This is a genomic window from uncultured Pseudokineococcus sp. (assembly GCF_947499845.1).
Classification (GTDB): domain Bacteria; phylum Actinomycetota; class Actinomycetes; order Actinomycetales; family Quadrisphaeraceae; genus Pseudokineococcus.
Genome location: NZ_CANMPM010000001.1, coordinates 137,278 through 153,495, shown reverse-complemented (window position 1 = coordinate 153,495; position 16,218 = coordinate 137,278). Strand labels below are relative to the sequence as shown.

General features: G+C 76.9%; 16 protein-coding genes. 7 read left to right on the top strand and 9 right to left on the bottom strand.

Annotation, left to right across the window (positions count from 1 at the left end):
- Nucleotides 1-26: 26 nt before the first annotated feature.
- Both Q0789_RS00720 and Q0789_RS00715 read left to right on the top strand, forming a co-directional pair.
- Nucleotides 27-692: a rhodanese-like domain-containing protein gene (locus Q0789_RS00720; RefSeq protein WP_298801287.1), complete on the top strand. Its 666-nt coding sequence runs from the start codon at nt 27-29 to the stop codon at nt 690-692.
- Nucleotides 693-762: 70 nt separating this feature from the next.
- Entirely contained in the window at nt 763-1,539 is a 777-nt protein-coding gene (locus Q0789_RS00715; RefSeq protein ID WP_298801286.1) for a sulfite exporter TauE/SafE family protein, read from the top strand.
- A 60-nt stretch (nt 1,540-1,599) separates the two neighbouring features.
- Here the strand turns inward: Q0789_RS00715 and proC are convergent, their stop codons facing one another.
- The 3 genes from proC to Q0789_RS00700 form a co-directional block, all read right to left on the bottom strand.
- Complete coding sequence (gene proC, locus Q0789_RS00710) at nt 1,600-2,415, bottom strand: pyrroline-5-carboxylate reductase (RefSeq protein ID WP_298801285.1); 816 nt, start codon at nt 2,413-2,415, stop codon at nt 1,600-1,602.
- A gap of 81 nt (nt 2,416-2,496) precedes the next feature.
- On the bottom strand, nt 2,497-3,303 hold the full coding sequence (locus Q0789_RS00705; RefSeq protein ID WP_298801284.1) for a sugar phosphate isomerase/epimerase: 807 nt from the start codon (nt 3,301-3,303) through the stop codon (nt 2,497-2,499).
- Between the two features lie 96 nt (nt 3,304-3,399).
- The gene (locus Q0789_RS00700; protein WP_298801283.1) at nt 3,400-4,341 is read right to left on the bottom strand and encodes a Ppx/GppA family phosphatase; all 942 of its coding nucleotides are present in this window, start codon (nt 4,339-4,341) and stop codon (nt 3,400-3,402) included.
- Nucleotides 4,342-4,376: 35 nt separating this feature from the next.
- On the opposite strand from Q0789_RS00700, the gene Q0789_RS00695 reads away from it, so the two are divergent.
- The 4 genes from Q0789_RS00695 (at nt 4,377) to Q0789_RS00680 (ending at nt 9,098) form a co-directional block, all read left to right on the top strand.
- Nucleotides 4,377-5,294 (top strand): class I SAM-dependent methyltransferase, encoded by a 918-nt coding sequence (locus Q0789_RS00695; protein ID WP_298801282.1) that lies wholly within the window; start codon nt 4,377-4,379, stop codon nt 5,292-5,294.
- A 10-nt stretch (nt 5,295-5,304) separates the two neighbouring features.
- The gene (gene radA / locus Q0789_RS00690) at nt 5,305-6,750 is read left to right on the top strand and encodes a DNA repair protein RadA (protein WP_298801281.1); all 1,446 of its coding nucleotides are present in this window, start codon (nt 5,305-5,307) and stop codon (nt 6,748-6,750) included.
- Nucleotides 6,751-6,996: 246 nt separating this feature from the next.
- Nucleotides 6,997-8,079: a DNA integrity scanning diadenylate cyclase DisA gene (disA, locus tag Q0789_RS00685; RefSeq protein ID WP_298801280.1), complete on the top strand. Its 1,083-nt coding sequence runs from the start codon at nt 6,997-6,999 to the stop codon at nt 8,077-8,079.
- A gap of 77 nt (nt 8,080-8,156) precedes the next feature.
- Complete coding sequence (locus Q0789_RS00680; protein ID WP_298801279.1) at nt 8,157-9,098, top strand: A/G-specific adenine glycosylase; 942 nt, start codon at nt 8,157-8,159, stop codon at nt 9,096-9,098.
- Here the strand turns inward: Q0789_RS00680 and Q0789_RS00675 are convergent.
- The 3 genes from Q0789_RS00675 to Q0789_RS00665 all read right to left on the bottom strand — a co-directional run bounded on the left by Q0789_RS00675 (nt 9,014) and on the right by Q0789_RS00665 (nt 11,622).
- Entirely contained in the window at nt 9,014-9,613 is a 600-nt protein-coding gene (locus Q0789_RS00675) for an amino-acid N-acetyltransferase (RefSeq protein WP_366917577.1), read from the bottom strand. The genes Q0789_RS00680 and Q0789_RS00675 overlap by 85 nt on opposite strands.
- Nucleotides 9,610-9,939 (bottom strand): DUF2218 domain-containing protein, encoded by a 330-nt coding sequence (locus Q0789_RS00670; RefSeq protein WP_171203427.1) that lies wholly within the window; start codon nt 9,937-9,939, stop codon nt 9,610-9,612. The genes Q0789_RS00675 and Q0789_RS00670 overlap by 4 nt, the downstream gene beginning before the upstream one ends.
- Before the next feature lie 162 nt (nt 9,940-10,101).
- A complete protein-coding gene (locus tag Q0789_RS00665) occupies nt 10,102-11,622 on the bottom strand; it encodes a hypothetical protein (RefSeq protein ID WP_298801277.1) in 1,521 nt (506 codons plus the stop codon).
- 190 nt (nt 11,623-11,812) lie between these two features.
- Between Q0789_RS00665 and Q0789_RS00660 the strand changes: the two genes are divergently transcribed.
- A complete protein-coding gene (locus Q0789_RS00660; protein ID WP_298801276.1) occupies nt 11,813-12,556 on the top strand; it encodes a DUF305 domain-containing protein in 744 nt (247 codons plus the stop codon).
- A gap of 152 nt (nt 12,557-12,708) precedes the next feature.
- On the opposite strand, the gene Q0789_RS00655 is transcribed toward Q0789_RS00660, so the two are convergent.
- The 3 genes from Q0789_RS00655 to Q0789_RS00645 all read right to left on the bottom strand — a co-directional run bounded on the left by Q0789_RS00655 (nt 12,709) and on the right by Q0789_RS00645 (nt 16,074).
- Entirely contained in the window at nt 12,709-15,207 is a 2,499-nt protein-coding gene (locus Q0789_RS00655) for an ATP-dependent Clp protease ATP-binding subunit (protein ID WP_298801275.1), read from the bottom strand.
- A gap of 232 nt (nt 15,208-15,439) precedes the next feature.
- Nucleotides 15,440-15,715, bottom strand: coding sequence for a hypothetical protein (locus tag Q0789_RS00650; RefSeq protein ID WP_298801274.1), 276 nt, complete (start codon nt 15,713-15,715; stop codon nt 15,440-15,442).
- A gap of 5 nt (nt 15,716-15,720) precedes the next feature.
- On the bottom strand, nt 15,721-16,074 hold the full coding sequence (locus Q0789_RS00645) for a PRC-barrel domain-containing protein (RefSeq protein ID WP_298801273.1): 354 nt from the start codon (nt 16,072-16,074) through the stop codon (nt 15,721-15,723).
- Nucleotides 16,075-16,218 lie beyond the last annotated feature (144 nt).

Here is a 16,218-nt window from a genome sequence, read left to right as displayed (position 1 = left end):
CCTCACCCCCCTCGACAGGAGGACCCATGAGCACCGCCCCCGCACCCACCGCGCCCGTCTCGGCCGCAGCGAGCGGCCGCGTCGACGCCGCCACCGCGGCCGCCTGGGCCGCCGAGCAGGACGTCGTCGTCGTCGACGTCCGCAGCCCCGGCGAGCACGCCGGCACCCGCGTCACCGGCTCCACCAACATCCCGGTGGACCTGCTGGAGGCCCACCCCGAGCGGACCGCGGCCGCCCTGGCCGCCACCGGCGCCCCCGTCCTGCTGGTCTGCCGATCCGGGGCCCGCTCGGCCCGTGCGCTGGAGCGCCTGCAGGCCGTCGGGCTGGACCGCGTGCACGCCCTGGACGGCGGGGTGCCCGCCTACGCCGCCGCCGGCGGCCCCGTCGAGACGGGCTCGACCGGGACGAGCGGAGGGGGCCGCCCCCGGTGGGCCATGGACCGCCAGGTCCGCCTGACCGCCGGGTCCCTCGTCCTGGCCTCCGTGCTGGCGAGCCTCGCCGCCCCGCGCGCCCGCTTCCTCGCCGGCGCCGTCGGCGCCGGGCTGACCTGGTCGGCGGTCTCCGACACCTGCGCCATGGCCCGCGCCCTCTGCGCCCTGCCGTACAACCGGGACCCGCAGGCCCCCGGGATCGACGAGGCCCTCGGCCGGCTGCCCACCGGCAGCCGCGCCGCCGGCGGCACCGGCTCGTGAGCGCCGCCGCGCGCCGACCCGCGACCAGCACGCGGGCCCGACCGCCGCGCGCCCGCCGGGGCGGCGCGCGGTGACCGCCCTGCTCGTCGTCCTCGGCCTGGCCGTCGGGGTCCTGCTGGGCCTGCTCGGCAGCGGGGGGTCGATCCTCGCCGTCCCGGTCCTCGTGTACGTCGCCGGGCTCCCCCTGTCCCAGGCGATCCCCGTCTCCCTGGTCGTCGTCGGCGCCGCCTCGGCCACCGCCGTGCTGCCCCGGCTGCGACGGGTGCAGTGGCGCATCGCCGCGGTGATGGGCGTCGCCGGCGCCGGCGCCGCTTACGGCGGCACCGCGCTCGGGCGCCTGCTGCCCGAGATCGCCGTCCTCCTCGGCTTCGCCGCCGTCATGGTCGCCGCCGGCGCCCGGATGCTGCGGAGCACCGACGAGCACGCCGGGGGTTCGTGCGCCCTGCCCGGCGGCGGCGTCGACTGGCGCCACTGCCTCGTCCGCGCCGTCGGCGCCGGCGCGGCCGTCGGCTTCCTCACCGGGCTCTTCGGCGTCGGCGGCGGCTTCCTCCTCGTCCCCGCCCTCACCCTGCTGCTCGGCCTGCCGATGGCCGCCGCCGTGCCGACGTCCCTCGTCGTCGTCCTGCTCAACGCCGTCGTCGGCTTCGCCGCCCACGCCGGCGGCACCGACGTCGACTGGACCCGTGCCGCCGTCTTCGCCGGCGCCGCCGTGGCCGGGTCCCTCGCCGCCGGGCGGCTCGCCCCCCGGGTGGACGGCTCGCGCCTGCGGCGGGCCTTCGCCGTCGTGGTCCTCCTCGTCGCCGTCGCCGTGGCCCTCAGCTCCGTCCTCGCGGTGACGGCCGCCTGAGGCTGCTCGGCGGGCGTCCGGGGTCGACGCCGCCACGGCTCCGCGGACGGGGTGCCGGGCTCAGGCCCCCAGCGCGCGCGCCCGGTCGCGCGCGGCCTCGACGGCGTCGAGCAGCGCGGCGCGCAGCCCTCGCTCCTCGAGCCGGCGCAGCCCGGCGGCCGTCGTGCCGCCGGGCGAGGTGACGCGCTCGCGCAGCAGCGAGGGGTGCTCGCCGCTCTCGCGGACGAGCGCCGCCGTGCCGACGAGCGTCCCCGTCGCCAGGCGCGAGGACGTCGCCCGCGGCAGGCCCGCGTGGACGCCCGCCTCGACGAGCGACTCGAGCAGCAGCAGCACGTAGGCGGGCCCCGAGCCGGAGACGGCCGTCGCGGCGTCCTGCAGCGCCTCGGGCAGCACGACGACGTCGCCGGTGCCCTGCAGCAGCTCGCCGACGAGCGCCATCCGCTCCTCGTCCGCGCCGGGCCCCGCCGACACCGCGGTGGTGCCGGCGCCGACGAGGGCGGGCGTGTTGGGCATCGCCCGGACGACGGCGACGCCCTCCGGCAGAGCGGCGGCGAGGCGCGCCGTCGGCACGCCCGCCGCGACCGAGAGCACGAGCGCCCCGGGGCGCACGTGCGGCGCGGCGGAGGCGAACAGGTCGTCGAGCTGCTGCGGCTTCACGGCGACGACGAGGACGTCGCGGGCGGCCCCCTCGGCGAGCGGCACGGACCGGACGCCGTACCGGTCGGCCAGCTCGGCGGCGCGCTCGTCGCGGCGCACGACGGCGACGACGTCGTCGGGCGCCCAGCCCGAGCGCAGCACGCCCGCGAGGACGGCCTCGCCCATGGTGCCGACCCCGAGGACGGCGACGGAGGGGCGGCTCGGCGCGGCGGTGCTCATGGGCCGACCCTAGGACGGCCCACCCGCCCCACCGCTCCACGCGGCGAGGCCGGGCGGAGCGGGGTCAGGGGCGGTGCGGCGTCAAGGACGGCGCAGGTGCTGGCGGGCGAAGGCGAGGGTCTCGGCGAGGTCGCGCTCGCGCTCCCCTGGAGCCCGCGAGCGGCGGGTGTTGATTTCGGCGACGACGTGGCCAATGAAGCCGCCGACCGCCAGGTCGGCGAGGAGCTCGGCGACCGGCTGCGAGCCCCGGCCGGGGACGAGGTGCTCGTCCTTGGCCGACCCGCTGCCGTCGGTGAGGTGGATGTGGCGCAGGCGGTCGGCGAGCTTGCGCGCCAGCTCCTGGGAGTCGCTGCCCGACGTCGCCGCGTGCGAGACGTCGAGGGTCACCTGGTCGTAGTCCTCGTCGACGACGTCCCAGCCCGGCGCGTAGGCCACGACCTCACGGGAGCCCGCCCGCCAGGGGAACATGTTCTCCACCGCCAGCGTGGTGCCCGTCCGCTGGGAGATCTCGCGCACCCCCTCGACGAAGCGGGCCGCGTAGGAGCGCTGCCAGCGGAACGGCGGGTGCACGACGACGACGTCGGCGCCGAGGTCCTGCGCCAGCTCGACGGACAGCTCGAGCTTCGTCCACGGGTCGCGCCCCCAGACGCCCTGCGTCAGCAGGAGCGTCGGCGCGTGCACCGACAGGACGGGGACGCCGTAGTGGTCGGCGAGCCGGCGCAGCGCCACCGCGTCGCGGCTCACCGGGTCGGTCCAGACCATGACCTCGACGCCGTCGTAGCCCAGGCGCGCCGCCGTCTCGAAGGCGTCCGCGCAGGAGCCGGGGTAGACGGAGCTGGTCGAGAGGGTGACGGCGGGCCCCTGGCGGGCCGTCCCGTTCTCGCTCACGCCCCCCACAGTAGGCCCGCGCCGCGCCGACGTCCCCGCGGGGCGCGCCCGCCCTACCCTGCCCGGGCGGTCGCACCGGTCGGCCCCGACGGGCCGTCAGCGCCCGAGGAGCGGCGCGAGGGCGTCGAGCCGCCGGAGGATGACGCCCTCCCGGAGCGCCCAGGGGCTGAGCTGCAGCCGCTCGACGTCGAGGACCCGCATCGCCTCCAGCGCGACGACGGCGCCGGCCACGACCTGCCCGGCGCGCGCCTCGGAGACGCCGGGCAGGCGGCGCCGGCCCGCGGGGCCGAGCGAGGCCAGGCGCGGCACGAGCTCGGCCAGCGCGTCGCGCTCCAGGGAGCGCGGCACGTGGGCGCCCTCGCGCGCCGGGGCCGCGCCGGTGAGGCGCCCGAGCGTCCGGAAGGTCTTGCTCGAGCCCACGGCGAGGTCGCAGGCGCCCTGCGCGCGCAGGCGCCCGGTCGAGGCCTCGAGCACCGCACGGGCGTGCTCGCGCAGCGGCGCGACGTCGCGCGGTCGCGCCGCCCCGCCCGCGAGGTGCGAGCGCGTCGTGCGCCCCGCGCCGAGCGGCACGCTGAGCGCGACGTCGGCGTCCTCGTCGCGGCCGACGGCCATCTCGAGCGAGCCGCCGCCGATGTCGAAGACCATCAGCCGCCCGGCCGACCACCCGAACCAGCGCCGCACCGCGAAGAAGGTGAGCCGCGCCTCGGCGCCGCCGCTGAGCACCTCGAGCGCGACCCCGGTCTCCCGGCGGACCCGCTCGAGGACCTCCGCGCCGTTGGGCGCCTCCCGCAGCGCGCTGGTGGCGAAGCCCATGAGCTCCTCGACGCCCTCGGCGGTGGCCGCCTCCCGCGCCGCGCGGACGGCGTCGAGCAGGTCCGCCACGCCCTCCTCGCGGACGGCGCCCTCGGCGTCCAGCCGCTCGGCGAGCCGCAGCACGCGCCGGTGGGAGGCCGTGGGCACGGGCGAGGCGCCGGGGTGGGCGTCGACGACGAGCAGGTGCACGGTGTTCGACCCGACGTCGAGGACCCCCAGGCGCATGGGCGGAGAACCTAGCGCCGCCTACGCTCCGCGACGTGCCGCCCCTCCCCCTTCCCGACGAGGCCCGCCCCGGTGCAGACCTCGACGGGACGGCCCCTGACGGCACTGCCCCCGAGGGGGCGGCCGGGAAGGACGTCCTGCCGGGCGTCAGGCCCAGCCCGAACGCCTGGTACCACCCCGACGCGTACGCGCTGGAGAACACCCACGTGGACCCGGACCGCCGCGTGGACGCCGTCCTGCGCGAGGTGGCGGGCTGGGCGGGGCTCGACGTCGTCGACGTCGGCTGCGGGCTCGGCGTCATGCTCGGGCGGCTCGTCGGGCTCGACCCGGGGCCGGGCGAGGACGAGGCCGCCGCGGCGCGCGGCGCCGCCCGCTCGGTCGTCGGCGTCGAGCCGCACCCGCCGCTGCGCGAGAGGGCGCAGCGGCGGGCGCGGGAGCTCGAGCCCGCGGGGACGCGGGTCCGCGTCGTCGCGGGGACGGCGCAGGCGCTGCCGCTGCCGGACGCCTCCGTCGACGTCGTGCTCGCCCGCTGGGCCTACTTCTTCGGGCCCGGCTGCGAGCCGGGCCTCGCCGAGGCGGAGCGGGTGCTGCGCCCGGGCGGCGCCGTGGTCGTCGTCGACACCGACCCGAGCCGCTCGACCTTCGGCGGGTGGTTCGCCCGGGCCCGCCCCCGCCACGACGCCGCGGCCGTGCGCCGGTTCTGGCGGCGGCAGGGGTTCTGCGAGCGCGGCGTCGACGTGCGGTGGGCGTTCCCCGACCGCGCCTCCTTCGAGGCGGTCGTCCGCGTCGAGCTGCCGCCCGCCCTGGCCGACGAGGTGCTCGCCGCCCACCCGGGCACCGCGCTCGACGACGCCGTCGCGGTGCGCTGGCGGCGCACCCCCGGGCGGCCGGGCAGCCGGACAGACGACCCGGCCGACGACCCGGCGGGGGCCGCTGTCGGTGGGCGCGCCTAGCGTCCCCGCCATGGCCGCCAAGAGCTCCGCCCCCCGCGCCCCGCGCCCCGCCTACCGCTGCGCGGACTGCGGCTGGACCACGGCCAAGTGGGTCGGCCGCTGCGGGGAGTGCCAGGCGTGGGGCACCGTCGAGGAGGTCGCCGCGCCCTCGGGCCCGCGCACCGCGCCCGCCCGGGCCGTGCGGCGCGCCGCCCAGCCCATCGCCGAGGTCGACGCGCAGGAGGCCTCGGCGGCCCCCACCGGCGTCGACGAGCTCGACCGCGTTCTCGGCGGCGGCGTCGTGCCGGGCGCCGTCGTCCTCATGGCCGGCGAGCCCGGGGTGGGCAAGTCGACCCTCCTGCTCGAGGTCGCGGCCCGCACCGCCACCACCGGGAAGACCGTGCTCTACGTCACCGGCGAGGAGACGGCGGCCCAGGTGCGCCTGCGCGCCGAGCGCATCGGGGCGCTGCGCCCCCGGCTCTTCCTCGCGGCCGAGAACGACCTCGCGGCCGTCCTCGCCCACGTCGAGACCGTCTCCCCCGACCTCCTCGTCGTCGACTCCGTGCAGACGGTCGCGTCCGCCGCCGTCGAGGGGGCCGCCGGCGGCGTCACCCAGGTGCGGGAGGTGGCGGCCTCCGTCATCGCGACGGCCAAGGAGCGCGGCATGGCCACGCTGCTCGTCGGCCACGTCACCAAGGACGGGTCCGTCGCGGGCCCCCGCGTGCTCGAGCACCTCGTCGACGTCGTCTGCACCTTCGAGGGCGACCGCCACTCGCGCCTGCGCATGGTGCGGGCCGTGAAGAACCGCTACGGCCCGACCGACGAGGTCGGCTGCTTCGACCTGTCCGAGGGCGGGATCACGGGGCTCGTCGACCCGAGCGAGCTCTTCTTCTCGCGGACCACGACGCCCGTGCCCGGGACCTGCGCCGCGGTGGCCCTCGAGGGGCGCCGCCCGCTGGTGCTCGAGGTGCAGGCGCTCGTCGCGCCGGCCGCGGGCGGCAGCCCGAAGACCCGCTCGACGGGGCTCGACGCCAGCCGCGTGGCCCTGGCCGTCGCCGTCCTCCAGGCGCGCGCCGGGCTGCTGCGCACGCCGAGCGACGTCTTCACGGCGACCGTCGGCGGCGTCCGCACTACCGAGCCCGGCGTCGACCTGGCCCTCGCCGTCGCCCTCGCCGGGGCCTGCTTCGACAGCGCGCTGCCGCCGGGCACGGTCGCCATCGGCGAGGTGGGGCTCTCCGGCGACGTGCGCGCCGTCCCCGGCACCGAGCGGCGGCTCGCCGAGGCCGCCCGGGTGGGCATGCAGCGCGCCGTCGTCCCCCGCGGCGCCCTCGGCGTGCAGCCGCCCGGCGCCACCCCGCCGTGGGGGTCGATGCGCGTCCTCGAGGTCGACGACGTCCGCTCCTGCGTGCTTCAGCTCTTCGCCGCCCACGACGGCGACCCGGGCCGGGGCCACCGGCCTCCCCCCGGCGAGCTGTGACCGGTGAGCCCGGACGACGAGCCCGATCGGTGAGAGCTCCGAGCGTGAGCCCCGAGCGGTGAGCTGCACGGCGCCGGCGGCGGGAGCCGGCGGTGACGGGCGACGAGCGGGGTGCGGGCGCCGTGACGCCGCGGGTCACGGCTCGGCGACGACCGCCGTCGGCGGCTCGGCGGCGGGCGAGCCGCCGGTAGCCTTCGCTGCGGCTCGCCGACCGGCGCGCCGCACCGCGCGGGGCTGAGGGAGACGATGGTCGAGCGCTCGCCCGAGGAGCTGCTCCTCGCGACCCTGGCCGCCGTCGCCCCCGGCACGGAGCTGCGCGACGGGCTCGAGCGCATCCTGCGGGGCCGCACCGGCGCGCTCGTCGTGCTGGGGCACGACAAGGTCGTCGAGTCCCTGTGCAGCGGCGGTTTCACCCTCGACGTCGACTTCTCGGCCACCCGGCTGCGCGAGCTGGCCAAGATGGACGGCGCCATCGTGCTCGACGCGGGCGCCAGCAAGATCCTGCGCGCGGCCGTGCAGCTCGTGCCCGACCCGACGATCGAGACCTCCGAGTCCGGCACCCGGCACCGCACGGCGGAGCGGGTGGCCAAGCAGACCCGCATGCCGGTGATCTCCGTGAGCGCCTCGATGCGCATCGTGGCGCTGTACGTCGCCGACCGGCGCTTCGTCCTCGAGGGCTCGGCGGCCATCCTCGGCCGCGCGGAGCAGGCCCTCGCGACGCTCGAGCGCTACAAGTCCCGCCTCGACGAGGTCGCGGGCACGCTGTCCGCGCTGGAGATCGAGGACCTCGTCACCGTCCGCGACGTCGCCGCCGTGGTCCAGCGCCAGGAGATGGTGCGGCGCATCTCCGAGGAGATCGCCGGGTACGTCGTCGAGCTCGGCTCCGACGGGCGCCTGCTGTCCCTGCAGCTCGAGGAGCTCATCGGCGGCATCGGCCCCGACCAGGAGCTCGTGCTGCGCGACTACACCGACCCCGAGCGCCTGGGGGCGTCCGTGCCGGAGGTGCTCGCCGACCTCGCGCGGCTCGAGTCCACCGAGCTCGTCGACCTCGCGCACGTCTCGCGGGCGCTGTCGCTCACGGGCGGCGGCGGGGAGAACCTCGACAGCGCCATCAGCCCCCGGGGCTTCCGCCTGCTGCACAAGATCCCCCGCCTGCCGGGCGCCATCGTCGAGCGCCTCGTCCAGCACTTCGACGGGCTGCAGCAGCTGCTCGCCGCGGGCATCGACGACCTCATGGCCGTCGAGGGCGTCGGCGACCAGCGGGCGCGCGCCGTCCGCGAGGGCCTGTCCCGCCTGGCCGAGTCCAGCATCCTCGAGCGGTACGTCTGAGCGCCGACGTCCGACGCCCGGAGCAAGGCGGCACCGGGGACGGGGCCACCGGAGGCGGGGCCAGCGAGCCCGTCACGGTGGCGCCGGAGGAGCTCCACGGGCGGGTGCTCGCCTGGTACGACGTCGCCGCGCGGGACCTGCCGTGGCGCGCGGCGGACCGGGACGCCTGGGGCGTCCTCGTCAGCGAGGTCATGCTCCAGCAGACGCCGGTGGCCCGGGTCCTGCCCGCCTGGCGGCGCTGGCTCGAGCGCTGGCCCACCCCGGCGGCCCTCGCCGCCGACCCGCCCGGGGAGGCCGTGCGGGCGTGGGACCGGCTGGGCTACCCGCGGCGGGCGCTGCGCCTGCACGCCGCCGCGGTGGCCCTCGTCGAGCGGCACGGCGGCGAGGTGCCCGTCGAGCTGGACGACCTGCTCGGGCTGCCCGGCGTCGGCGCCTACACGGCGGCCGCGGTCGCGAGCTTCGCCCACGGGCGCCGCCACGCCGTCGTCGACACCAACGTGCGCCGCGTGCACGCCCGCCTCGTCGGCGGAGCGGCGCGGCCGGCCCCGGCGCTGACGGCGGCGGAGCACGCCCGCGCGGTGGGCCTGCTGCCGGAGGGCGACGCGGAGGCCGCGCGCTGGGCCGTGGCCGTCATGGAGCTGGGCGCCCTGGTGTGCACGGCGCGGGCGCCGCGCTGCCCCGAGTGCCCGGTGGCCGACCTCTGCGCCTGGCGCCTCGCCGGGTCGCCGCCGGACGACGGTCCGCCCCGTCGCGCGCAGCGCTGGGAGGGCACCGACCGCCAGGTCCGCGGCCGCCTGCTGGCCGTGCTGCGCGACGCCGGGGGCGCCGTGGGCGCCGACGACCTCGCCGCGGCCTGGCCGCAGGACGAGCAGCGGGAGCGCTGCCTCGCCTCGCTGCTCGACGACGGCCTGGTCGTCCCGGCCGCCGGCGACGCCTACGCGCTGCCAGGAGCCGCCGTGGCGGGCCCGGGGCCGGCGCCGCGCGCCGCGTCGAGCGCGCGCGCCGACTCCTCGAGGTAGCGGATCATGCGGGTGTTGCCGAGCGTGTTGGGCTTCACCCGGGCGAGGTCGAGGAACTCGGCCACGCCGTCGTCGTGCGAGCGCAGCAGCTCGGCGAAGACCTCGGGCGCCACGGGGGTGCCCTCGATCTCCTCGAAGCCGTGCGCGGCGAAGAAGCGGGTCTCGAAGGTGAGGCAGAAGACGCGGGCGACGCCCACGTCGCGGGCCCGCCGCAGCAGCTCGGCGAGCACGAGCCCGCCGACGCCGGTGCCGCGCGCGTCGTCCGCGACGGCGAGGGTGCGGACCTCGGCGAGGTCCTCCCAGAAGACGTGCAGCGCCCCGCAGCCGACGACGCGCCCGTCCAGCTCGGCCACGACGAGCTCGGGCAGGCCCTCGTAGTAGGCGACGGCCTCCTTGGCCACGAGCACCCGGCGCTCGGCGAGGGGCGCCGTGAGCGCGCGCACGGCGCGGACGTCGGAGGTCCTGGCCGGGCGGACGAGGACGGCGGCCGGGCGGGAGCCCTCGGGCGGCGTCACTCGTGCCGGCGCCAGACGACGGCGTCCGCGGCCGCCTGGTCCACGGTGCGCAGGCGCGTCGTCAGCAGGTCCTCGACGCGGGAGAGCTCCTCGCTGTCGGGGGCGGTGCAGTCGACGACGACCGTCTCGGCGCCCGCCTGCAGGTGCGCCGACCCCACCGGGCCGTCCCCGACGGGCGAGGCGGGCGGCGGGAAGACGAGCGTGGTCCGGTCCTCGTTCGAGGCCACTTCCGCCGCGCCGTGCAGCGCCTGGACGAGCCGCTGGACGAGGACGTCGGGCGCGAGCGGGCTGGAGGAGGAGATGGTCGTCTGCGAGGTCGTGCCCATGGGCCGACCGTAGTGCGAGGCCCGGGCCGCCGCCCGGCGCCCGTGGCCCTCCTCGGCCCTCCGCGCGGACCCCCGAGCGCAGCGCCGCCCCGGACCCCGCGCGCGCAGCGCCGCCCCGGACCCAGCGTGCGGTCCGGGGCGGCGTCGTGCGGGCGGGACGGGTCAGCCGCGGCGGCTGTCCCGCCAGGACGTGTACGCGCCCTGCATCTGCGGGTTCAGCTGCCCGAGCTCGACGAGGCGCGCCTGGCTGAAGGCCGACCCCCGCAGCCGCAGGACGTCGAAGCCCTGCTGGATGTCGTTGGAGTAGATGCGGCCGTCGTAGAAGTACGCCGACCACGAGCCACCGATGACCGGCGTCTCGGTCGACAGCGGGCCCCGGTCGAACCAGGCCACCTCGCGGGGCTCCGACGAGTCGGTGAAGTCGAAGACCGAGATCCCGCCCTGGTACCAGGCCTGGACCATGACGTCGCGCCCCTCGACGGGCAGGAGCGAGCCGTTGTGGGCGACGCAGTTCTCCGTCGGCGTCTGGTGGCGCGGGATCTTGTAGTAGCTCGCGAACTCGAGCTGGCCGTCCACGAGGTCGTAGATGGCGTTGGCGCCCCGCTCCGGGCCGATCTCCGCCGTGCACGTCGGCGCGCCGCCGCCGCCGAGCTCGTCGGTGAAGACGACCTTCGTCCCGTCGTTGTTGAAGGTCGCCGAGTGCCAGAAGGCGAAGTTCTCGTCCTGCACCCGCTCGGTGACGACGGGCGCCCGGGGGTCGCTGATGTCGAAGATGACGCCGTCGCCCATGCAGGCGCCGGCGGCGATGCCGAGCTCGACGAAGGACGTGATGTCGTGGCACCCGCTCGTCGGGCGCCGGACCGTGCCCTCGACGCCCGCGAAGCCGCCGTCGGGGAAGATCACCGGGACGTCGACGACGGCGGCGTCCTCCATGGCGTCCAGCGGGATGTCGACGATCGAGATGGCGTCGTGCGGGGGCTGGCAGTTGGGCGCGGCCGCGCTGGGCCCGTAGCTGCTGACGTAGACGAGGAGCGAGCCGCTCTCCTCGTCGGGCACGAGCGTGTTGGTGTGCGAGCCGCACGTCGTCTTCACGGCGGCCACGTACTCCGGCGCCAGCGGGTCGCTGATGTCGAAGATCTTCAGCCCCTCCCAGACGTCGGCCGAGGCCGCCGGGACGGAGGTCGACTCGCAGGAGGCGTCGCTGCGCACGGAGTCGGTCGAGAGGACGAGCACGTCGCCGTAGACGGAGACGTCGTTCTGCGAGCCCAGGCACGTCACCTGGGTGACGAGCTCCGGGGCGTCCGGGCGGGAGAGGTCGTAGACGGCGAAGCCGTTGTAGTTGCCCGCGTAGGCGTACTGCCCCTGGAAGGCGAGGTCGCTGTTGAGGGCGCTCGCCGAGGCGAAGCTGCCCTGCTTGGGGACGTTGGCCGTCAGGCGCAGGTTGGCGCTGGACGCCGTCTCCCCCACCCCGGTGGGCGCCTCGCCCGCCGGCACGGACGGCGCCGCCGGCGCCTGGTCGGGCGCGGCCAGGGCCGTCGCCGCCGACCCGGCGACGAGCGCCGCCGCGGCCGCCCCGGCCACCACCGCCCGCCCGGCCACCGACCCGGCCGCACGCCCCGCCGTGAGCCCCGTCGCGCGCCCGGCGCCTCGTCGTCGACCTGTGCTCGTGCGCCTCGCTGCCATGCCCGCCCTCGCCCTCCCGACCCTCACCCGGGTCGCTCTCCGACGGGCGTACCCCTCACGCCGCGTCACTCCTGACCACCAGGAGTGGGCGAGCATGCCACCGGAGACGGACATCGTGGGAGGATCCGCCGCAACTCGGCGGGACGACGACATCCCGCGGACGCCGCCCGACGAGAGCCCCGGAGGTCCCGTGCTCGCTCCCGACGCCACCCGCCGGCGGCGCGCCGCCCTCGCGGCCGCAGCCCTCGCCGTCGCCCTCGGCGCGTCGGCCTGCAGCGCCGGCGACGAGGCGACGCCGGCGCCGTACGCGCCGCCCACGGCGGAGGCCTCCGTGCCGGTCCTGCAGCCGGGGCTCCCCGGGGAGCCGGCACGGACGGTCGCGCCGGAGGACGCCGCGCCGCCGACCGACGGCGACCGCTACGCCGCGGCCGACGTCGAGTTCGTGCAGGGGATGGTGACCCACCACCGCCAGGCCGTGGAGATGAGCGGCCTGGCCCCCGGGCGCGCCGGCGACCCCGGCGTCGCCGCCCTCGCCGAGCGCATCCGCCTCGGCCAGGCGCCCGAGGTCGACGTCATGGTGGCCTGGCTCGAGCGGCGCGGCGCCGACGTGCCTCCGGAGCGCTCGTGGCTGAGCGGCCGGGGCGAGGTCACCGGCGGTGGTGAGGACGCCTCCGCCGACCACCACGGCGGCGGTGCGGGCGGAGGAGCCGGCATGGCGAGCGCCGCGGAGGTCCGGGCGCTGGCCGCCGCCGACGGCGACGCCTTCGACGCCCTCTTCGTCGAGCTCATGGTCCGCCACCACCGCGGTGCGCTCGCGATGGTCGACGAGCACGCCGCCGGCGGGGTCGACCTGCAGGTGCGGGAGATGGCCGACGAGATGACGGCGGTCCAGACCGCGGAGATCGCCCACCTCGAGGGCCTGCGCCCGGCCTGAGCCCTGCGCGCGCACGTCGGCCCCCGCTGGACCGTCGCGCCCGGGAGCGGGCCGGGCCCGGACGCGCCGGAGGGCGGGACGCGCGCGGCGTCCCGCCCTCCGGCGGTGGTGCGGTCCGGGCGCCCGACGGGTGGTCGGGCGCCCGGTGCGGGTCACTCGGTGCTGGCGGCCTCGACCACCGGCGCGTCGGGGACCTCGCCCTTCGGCGAGCCCGAGAAGGTCAGCGTCGCCGCCGGCCCTTCGCCCTCGGCGTCCACGAGGATGATCTCCCCCGAGGCGATCTCCCCGTAGAGGATCTTCTCGGACAGGACGTCCTCGATGTCGCGCTGGATCGTGCGGCGCAGCGGCCGGGCGCCCAGCACGGGGTCGTACCCGCGGGTGGCGAGCAGCTGCTTCGCCGCGGGGGTGAGCTCGATGGCCATGTCCTGGTCGCGCAGGCGCCCGTCCAGGCGGGCCAGCATGAGGTCGACGATCTGGATGATCTCGTCCTGCGTGAGCTGCGGGAAGACGACCGTGTCGTCGACGCGGTTGAGGAACTCGGGGCGGAAGTGCTGCTTGAGCTCCTCCCCCACCTTGCGCTTCATCCGGTCGTAGTCGGTGGACAGGTCGCCGCCGGCCTGGAAGCCCATCTGCAGGCCCTTGGCGATGTCCCGTGTGCCGAGGTTCGTCGTCATGATGATCACGGTGTTCTTGAAGTCCACCGTGCGGCCCTGGCTGTCGGTGAGGCGGCCGTCCTCGAGGATCTGCAGCAGCGAGTTGAAGATGTCGGCGTGCGCCTTCTCCACCTCGTCGAACAGGACGACGGAGAACGGGCGGCGACGGACCTTCTCGGTGAGCTGGCCGCCCTCCTCGTAGCCCACGTACCCGGGGGGCGAGCCGAAGAGCCGCGAGACGGTGTGCTTCTCGGAGAACTCGCTCATGTCGAGCTGGATGAGCGCGTCCTCGTCGCCGAAGAGGAACTCCGCGAGGGCCTTGGCGAGCTCGGTCTTCCCGACGCCCGTGGGCCCCGCGAAGATGAACGAGCCGCCGGGGCGCTTCGGGTCCTTGAGGCCGGCGCGGGTGCGCCGGATCGCCTGGGAGAGCGCCTTGATGGCGTCCTCCTGGCCGATGACACGCTTGTGGAGCTCGTCCTCCATGTGGAGCAGCCGGCTGGACTCCTCCTCGGTGAGCTTGACGATCGGGATGCCCGTGGCGATGGCCAGCACCTCGGCGACGAGCTCCTCGTCCACCTCGGCGACGACGTCCATGTCACCGGCCTTCCACTGCTTCTCCCGCTCGGCGCGGGCGGCGAGCAGCTTCTTCTCGTCGTCGCGCAGGGACGCCGCCTTCTCGAAGTCCTGCGCGTCGATCGCGGACTCCTTCTCCCGGCGGACGCCGGCGATCTTCTCGTCGAAGTCGCGCAGGTCCGGCGGCGCCGTCATCCGGCGGATGCGCAGTCGCGCCCCCGCCTCGTCGATGAGGTCGATCGCCTTGTCGGGCAGGAAGCGGTCGTTGACGTAGCGGTCGGCGAGGTTCGCCGCCGCGACGAGCGCGCCGTCGGTGATGGACACCCGGTGGTGCGCCTCGTAGCGGTCCCGCAGGCCCTTGAGGATCTCGATGGCCTGCGACAGCGTCGGCTCGGCCACCTGGATCGGCTGGAAGCGGCGCTCGAGCGCCGAGTCCTTCTCGATGTGCTTGCGGTACTCGTCGAGCGTCGTGGCGCCGATGGTCTGCAGCTCGCCGCGCGCCAGCATCGGCTTGAGGATGCTCGCCGCGTCGATGGCGCCCTCGGCCGCGCCCGCCCCGACGAGGGTGTGGATCTCGTCGATGAACAGGACGATGTCGCCGCGGGTGCGGATCTCCTTGAGCACCTTCTTCAGGCGTTCCTCGAAGTCACCGCGGTAGCGGCTGCCCGCGACGAGGGCCCCCAGGTCGAGCGTGTAGAGCTGCTTGTCCTTGAGGGTCTCCGGGACCTCGCCCTTGTGGACGGCCTGCGCCAGGCCCTCCACGACGGCGGTCTTGCCGACGCCCGGCTCGCCGATGAGGACGGGGTTGTTCTTCGTGCGGCGCGACAGCACCTGCATGACGCGCTCGATCTCCTTGGCGCGCCCGATGACGGGGTCGAGCTTGCCCTCGCGCGCCGCCTGCGTGAGGTTGCGCCCGAACTGGTCGAGGACCAGCGAGCCCGACGGCGTGCCCTCGGCGGGGCCGCCGGCCGCGGCCGGCTCCTTGCCCTGGTAGCCGGACAGCAGCTGCAGCACCTGCTGGCGGACGCGGTTGAGGTCGGCGCCCAGCTTCACGAGGACCTGGGCGGCGACGCCCTCGCCCTCGCGGATGAGGCCGAGCAGGATGTGCTCGGTGCCGATGTAGTTGTGGCCCAGCTGCAGCGCCTCGCGCAGGCTCAACTCGAGGACCTTCTTCGCGCGCGGCGTGAAGGGGATGTGGCCCGAGGGCGCCTGCTGGCCCTGGCCGATGATCTCCTGCACCTGCTCGCGGACGGAGTCCAGCGAGATGCCCAGCGACTCGAGGGCCTTGGCGGCGACGCCCTCGCCCTCGTGGATGAGGCCCAGGAGGATGTGCTCGGTGCCGATGTAGTTGTGGTTGAGCATCCGGGCCTCTTCCTGGGCCAGGACGACGACTCGACGAGCTCGGTCGGTGAACCTCTCGAACATGCAGCGCTCCTCGCGGACGATCTGGCGGCGGAGGGCGGTCCCCCTGCGAGTCGCTCGATGCTATCCCCGCAGCCCCCGCGGCGGTCGGCCACTCCGGTCGACCACCTGGGCGGGGCGCCCGCCCCGGACGGGCGCCCTCCTGCCGACGTGCCCAACGCCCCGCGGAGCCGGGGGTGTTCCGCCGCCGGCGTTCGCCGACGGCGGACGGGCCCGCTGGCCCGGACGGGTGACCTCAGCGGCCCTCGTCGGCGCCGCCTCCGGCGGCGCCCCCGCCCCCGCCGCCGCCCCGCGGATCAGCGGACCGCGCCCGCACGTAGCGCCGCCCGCTGGAGTCGACGACGACCTCGAACGCCGCGGCGTGCGCGTCCCGGTGCGCCTGCGCCGCCCGCCGTCGCTCGGCGTCCGGCTCGTCGGACCGGCCGAGCTGGGCCGGCCCGACGAGCCGCCGGAGCTGCCCCTCGAGGCGGCCGAGCCAGGAGCCGCGCCGCTCCCGAGCGCCCCGCCCCACGCCGCTCAGCGGCGCGCGAGGCGGCGGCCGGAGCCGTCGCCCGCGGGCTTGCCGTAGTGGGCGAAGACGGCGGGCTCGTCCTCGGCCTTGAGCTCCCCGTCGGTGTCGATGGACGGGGCCTCCTTCACGAGGGTCTTCGAGTACGCGACCTTGACGTAGTCGGGCCCGACGGTCGCGCCGTCGAAGGGCACGAAGACGAGGCGCTTGCCCCCCAGGAGGCCGCCCAGCGTGATGGTGCCGAAGGCCGGCTGGTCGGTCGCCGTGTCGACGTAGACGGCCTCGAGCTCGCCGATCTTGTCGCCGTCGGCGTCGACGACCCTGTGACCCCGGTACTCGCGGATGTCGTCTGCCTCGAACACGCTCGCTCCTCGGGTGGCGGTCGGCGCGCAGGCGCCGTCCTGGTGGCGGGACGGCCGTGCTGACCGCCTCCCGGGGAGCCTAGGGAGGACGGGCCCGCCGCGCCCGCCGCGCCCGCCGAGGAGGGGCCCGGGCGGGGCGGCCCG

Bases quoted from the DNA above. Each gene is read 5' to 3' on its own strand.
- Q0789_RS00720 (WP_298801287.1), top strand. From the start codon at position 27: ATGAGCACCGCCCCCGCACCCACCGCGCCCGTCTCGGCCGCAGCGAGC.
- proC (WP_298801285.1), bottom strand. From the start codon at position 2,415: ATGAGCACCGCCGCGCCGAGCCGCCCCTCCGTCGCCGTCCTCGGGGTC.
- Q0789_RS00700 (WP_298801283.1), bottom strand. From the start codon at position 4,341: ATGCGCCTGGGGGTCCTCGACGTCGGGTCGAACACCGTGCACCTGCTC.
- radA (WP_298801281.1), top strand. From the start codon at position 5,305: ATGGCCGCCAAGAGCTCCGCCCCCCGCGCCCCGCGCCCCGCCTACCGC.
- disA (WP_298801280.1), top strand. From the start codon at position 6,997: ATGGTCGAGCGCTCGCCCGAGGAGCTGCTCCTCGCGACCCTGGCCGCC.
- Q0789_RS00670 (WP_171203427.1), bottom strand. From the start codon at position 9,939: ATGGGCACGACCTCGCAGACGACCATCTCCTCCTCCAGCCCGCTCGCG.
- Q0789_RS00665 (WP_298801277.1), bottom strand. From the start codon at position 11,622: ATGGCAGCGAGGCGCACGAGCACAGGTCGACGACGAGGCGCCGGGCGC.
- Q0789_RS00655 (WP_298801275.1), bottom strand. From the start codon at position 15,207: ATGTTCGAGAGGTTCACCGACCGAGCTCGTCGAGTCGTCGTCCTGGCC.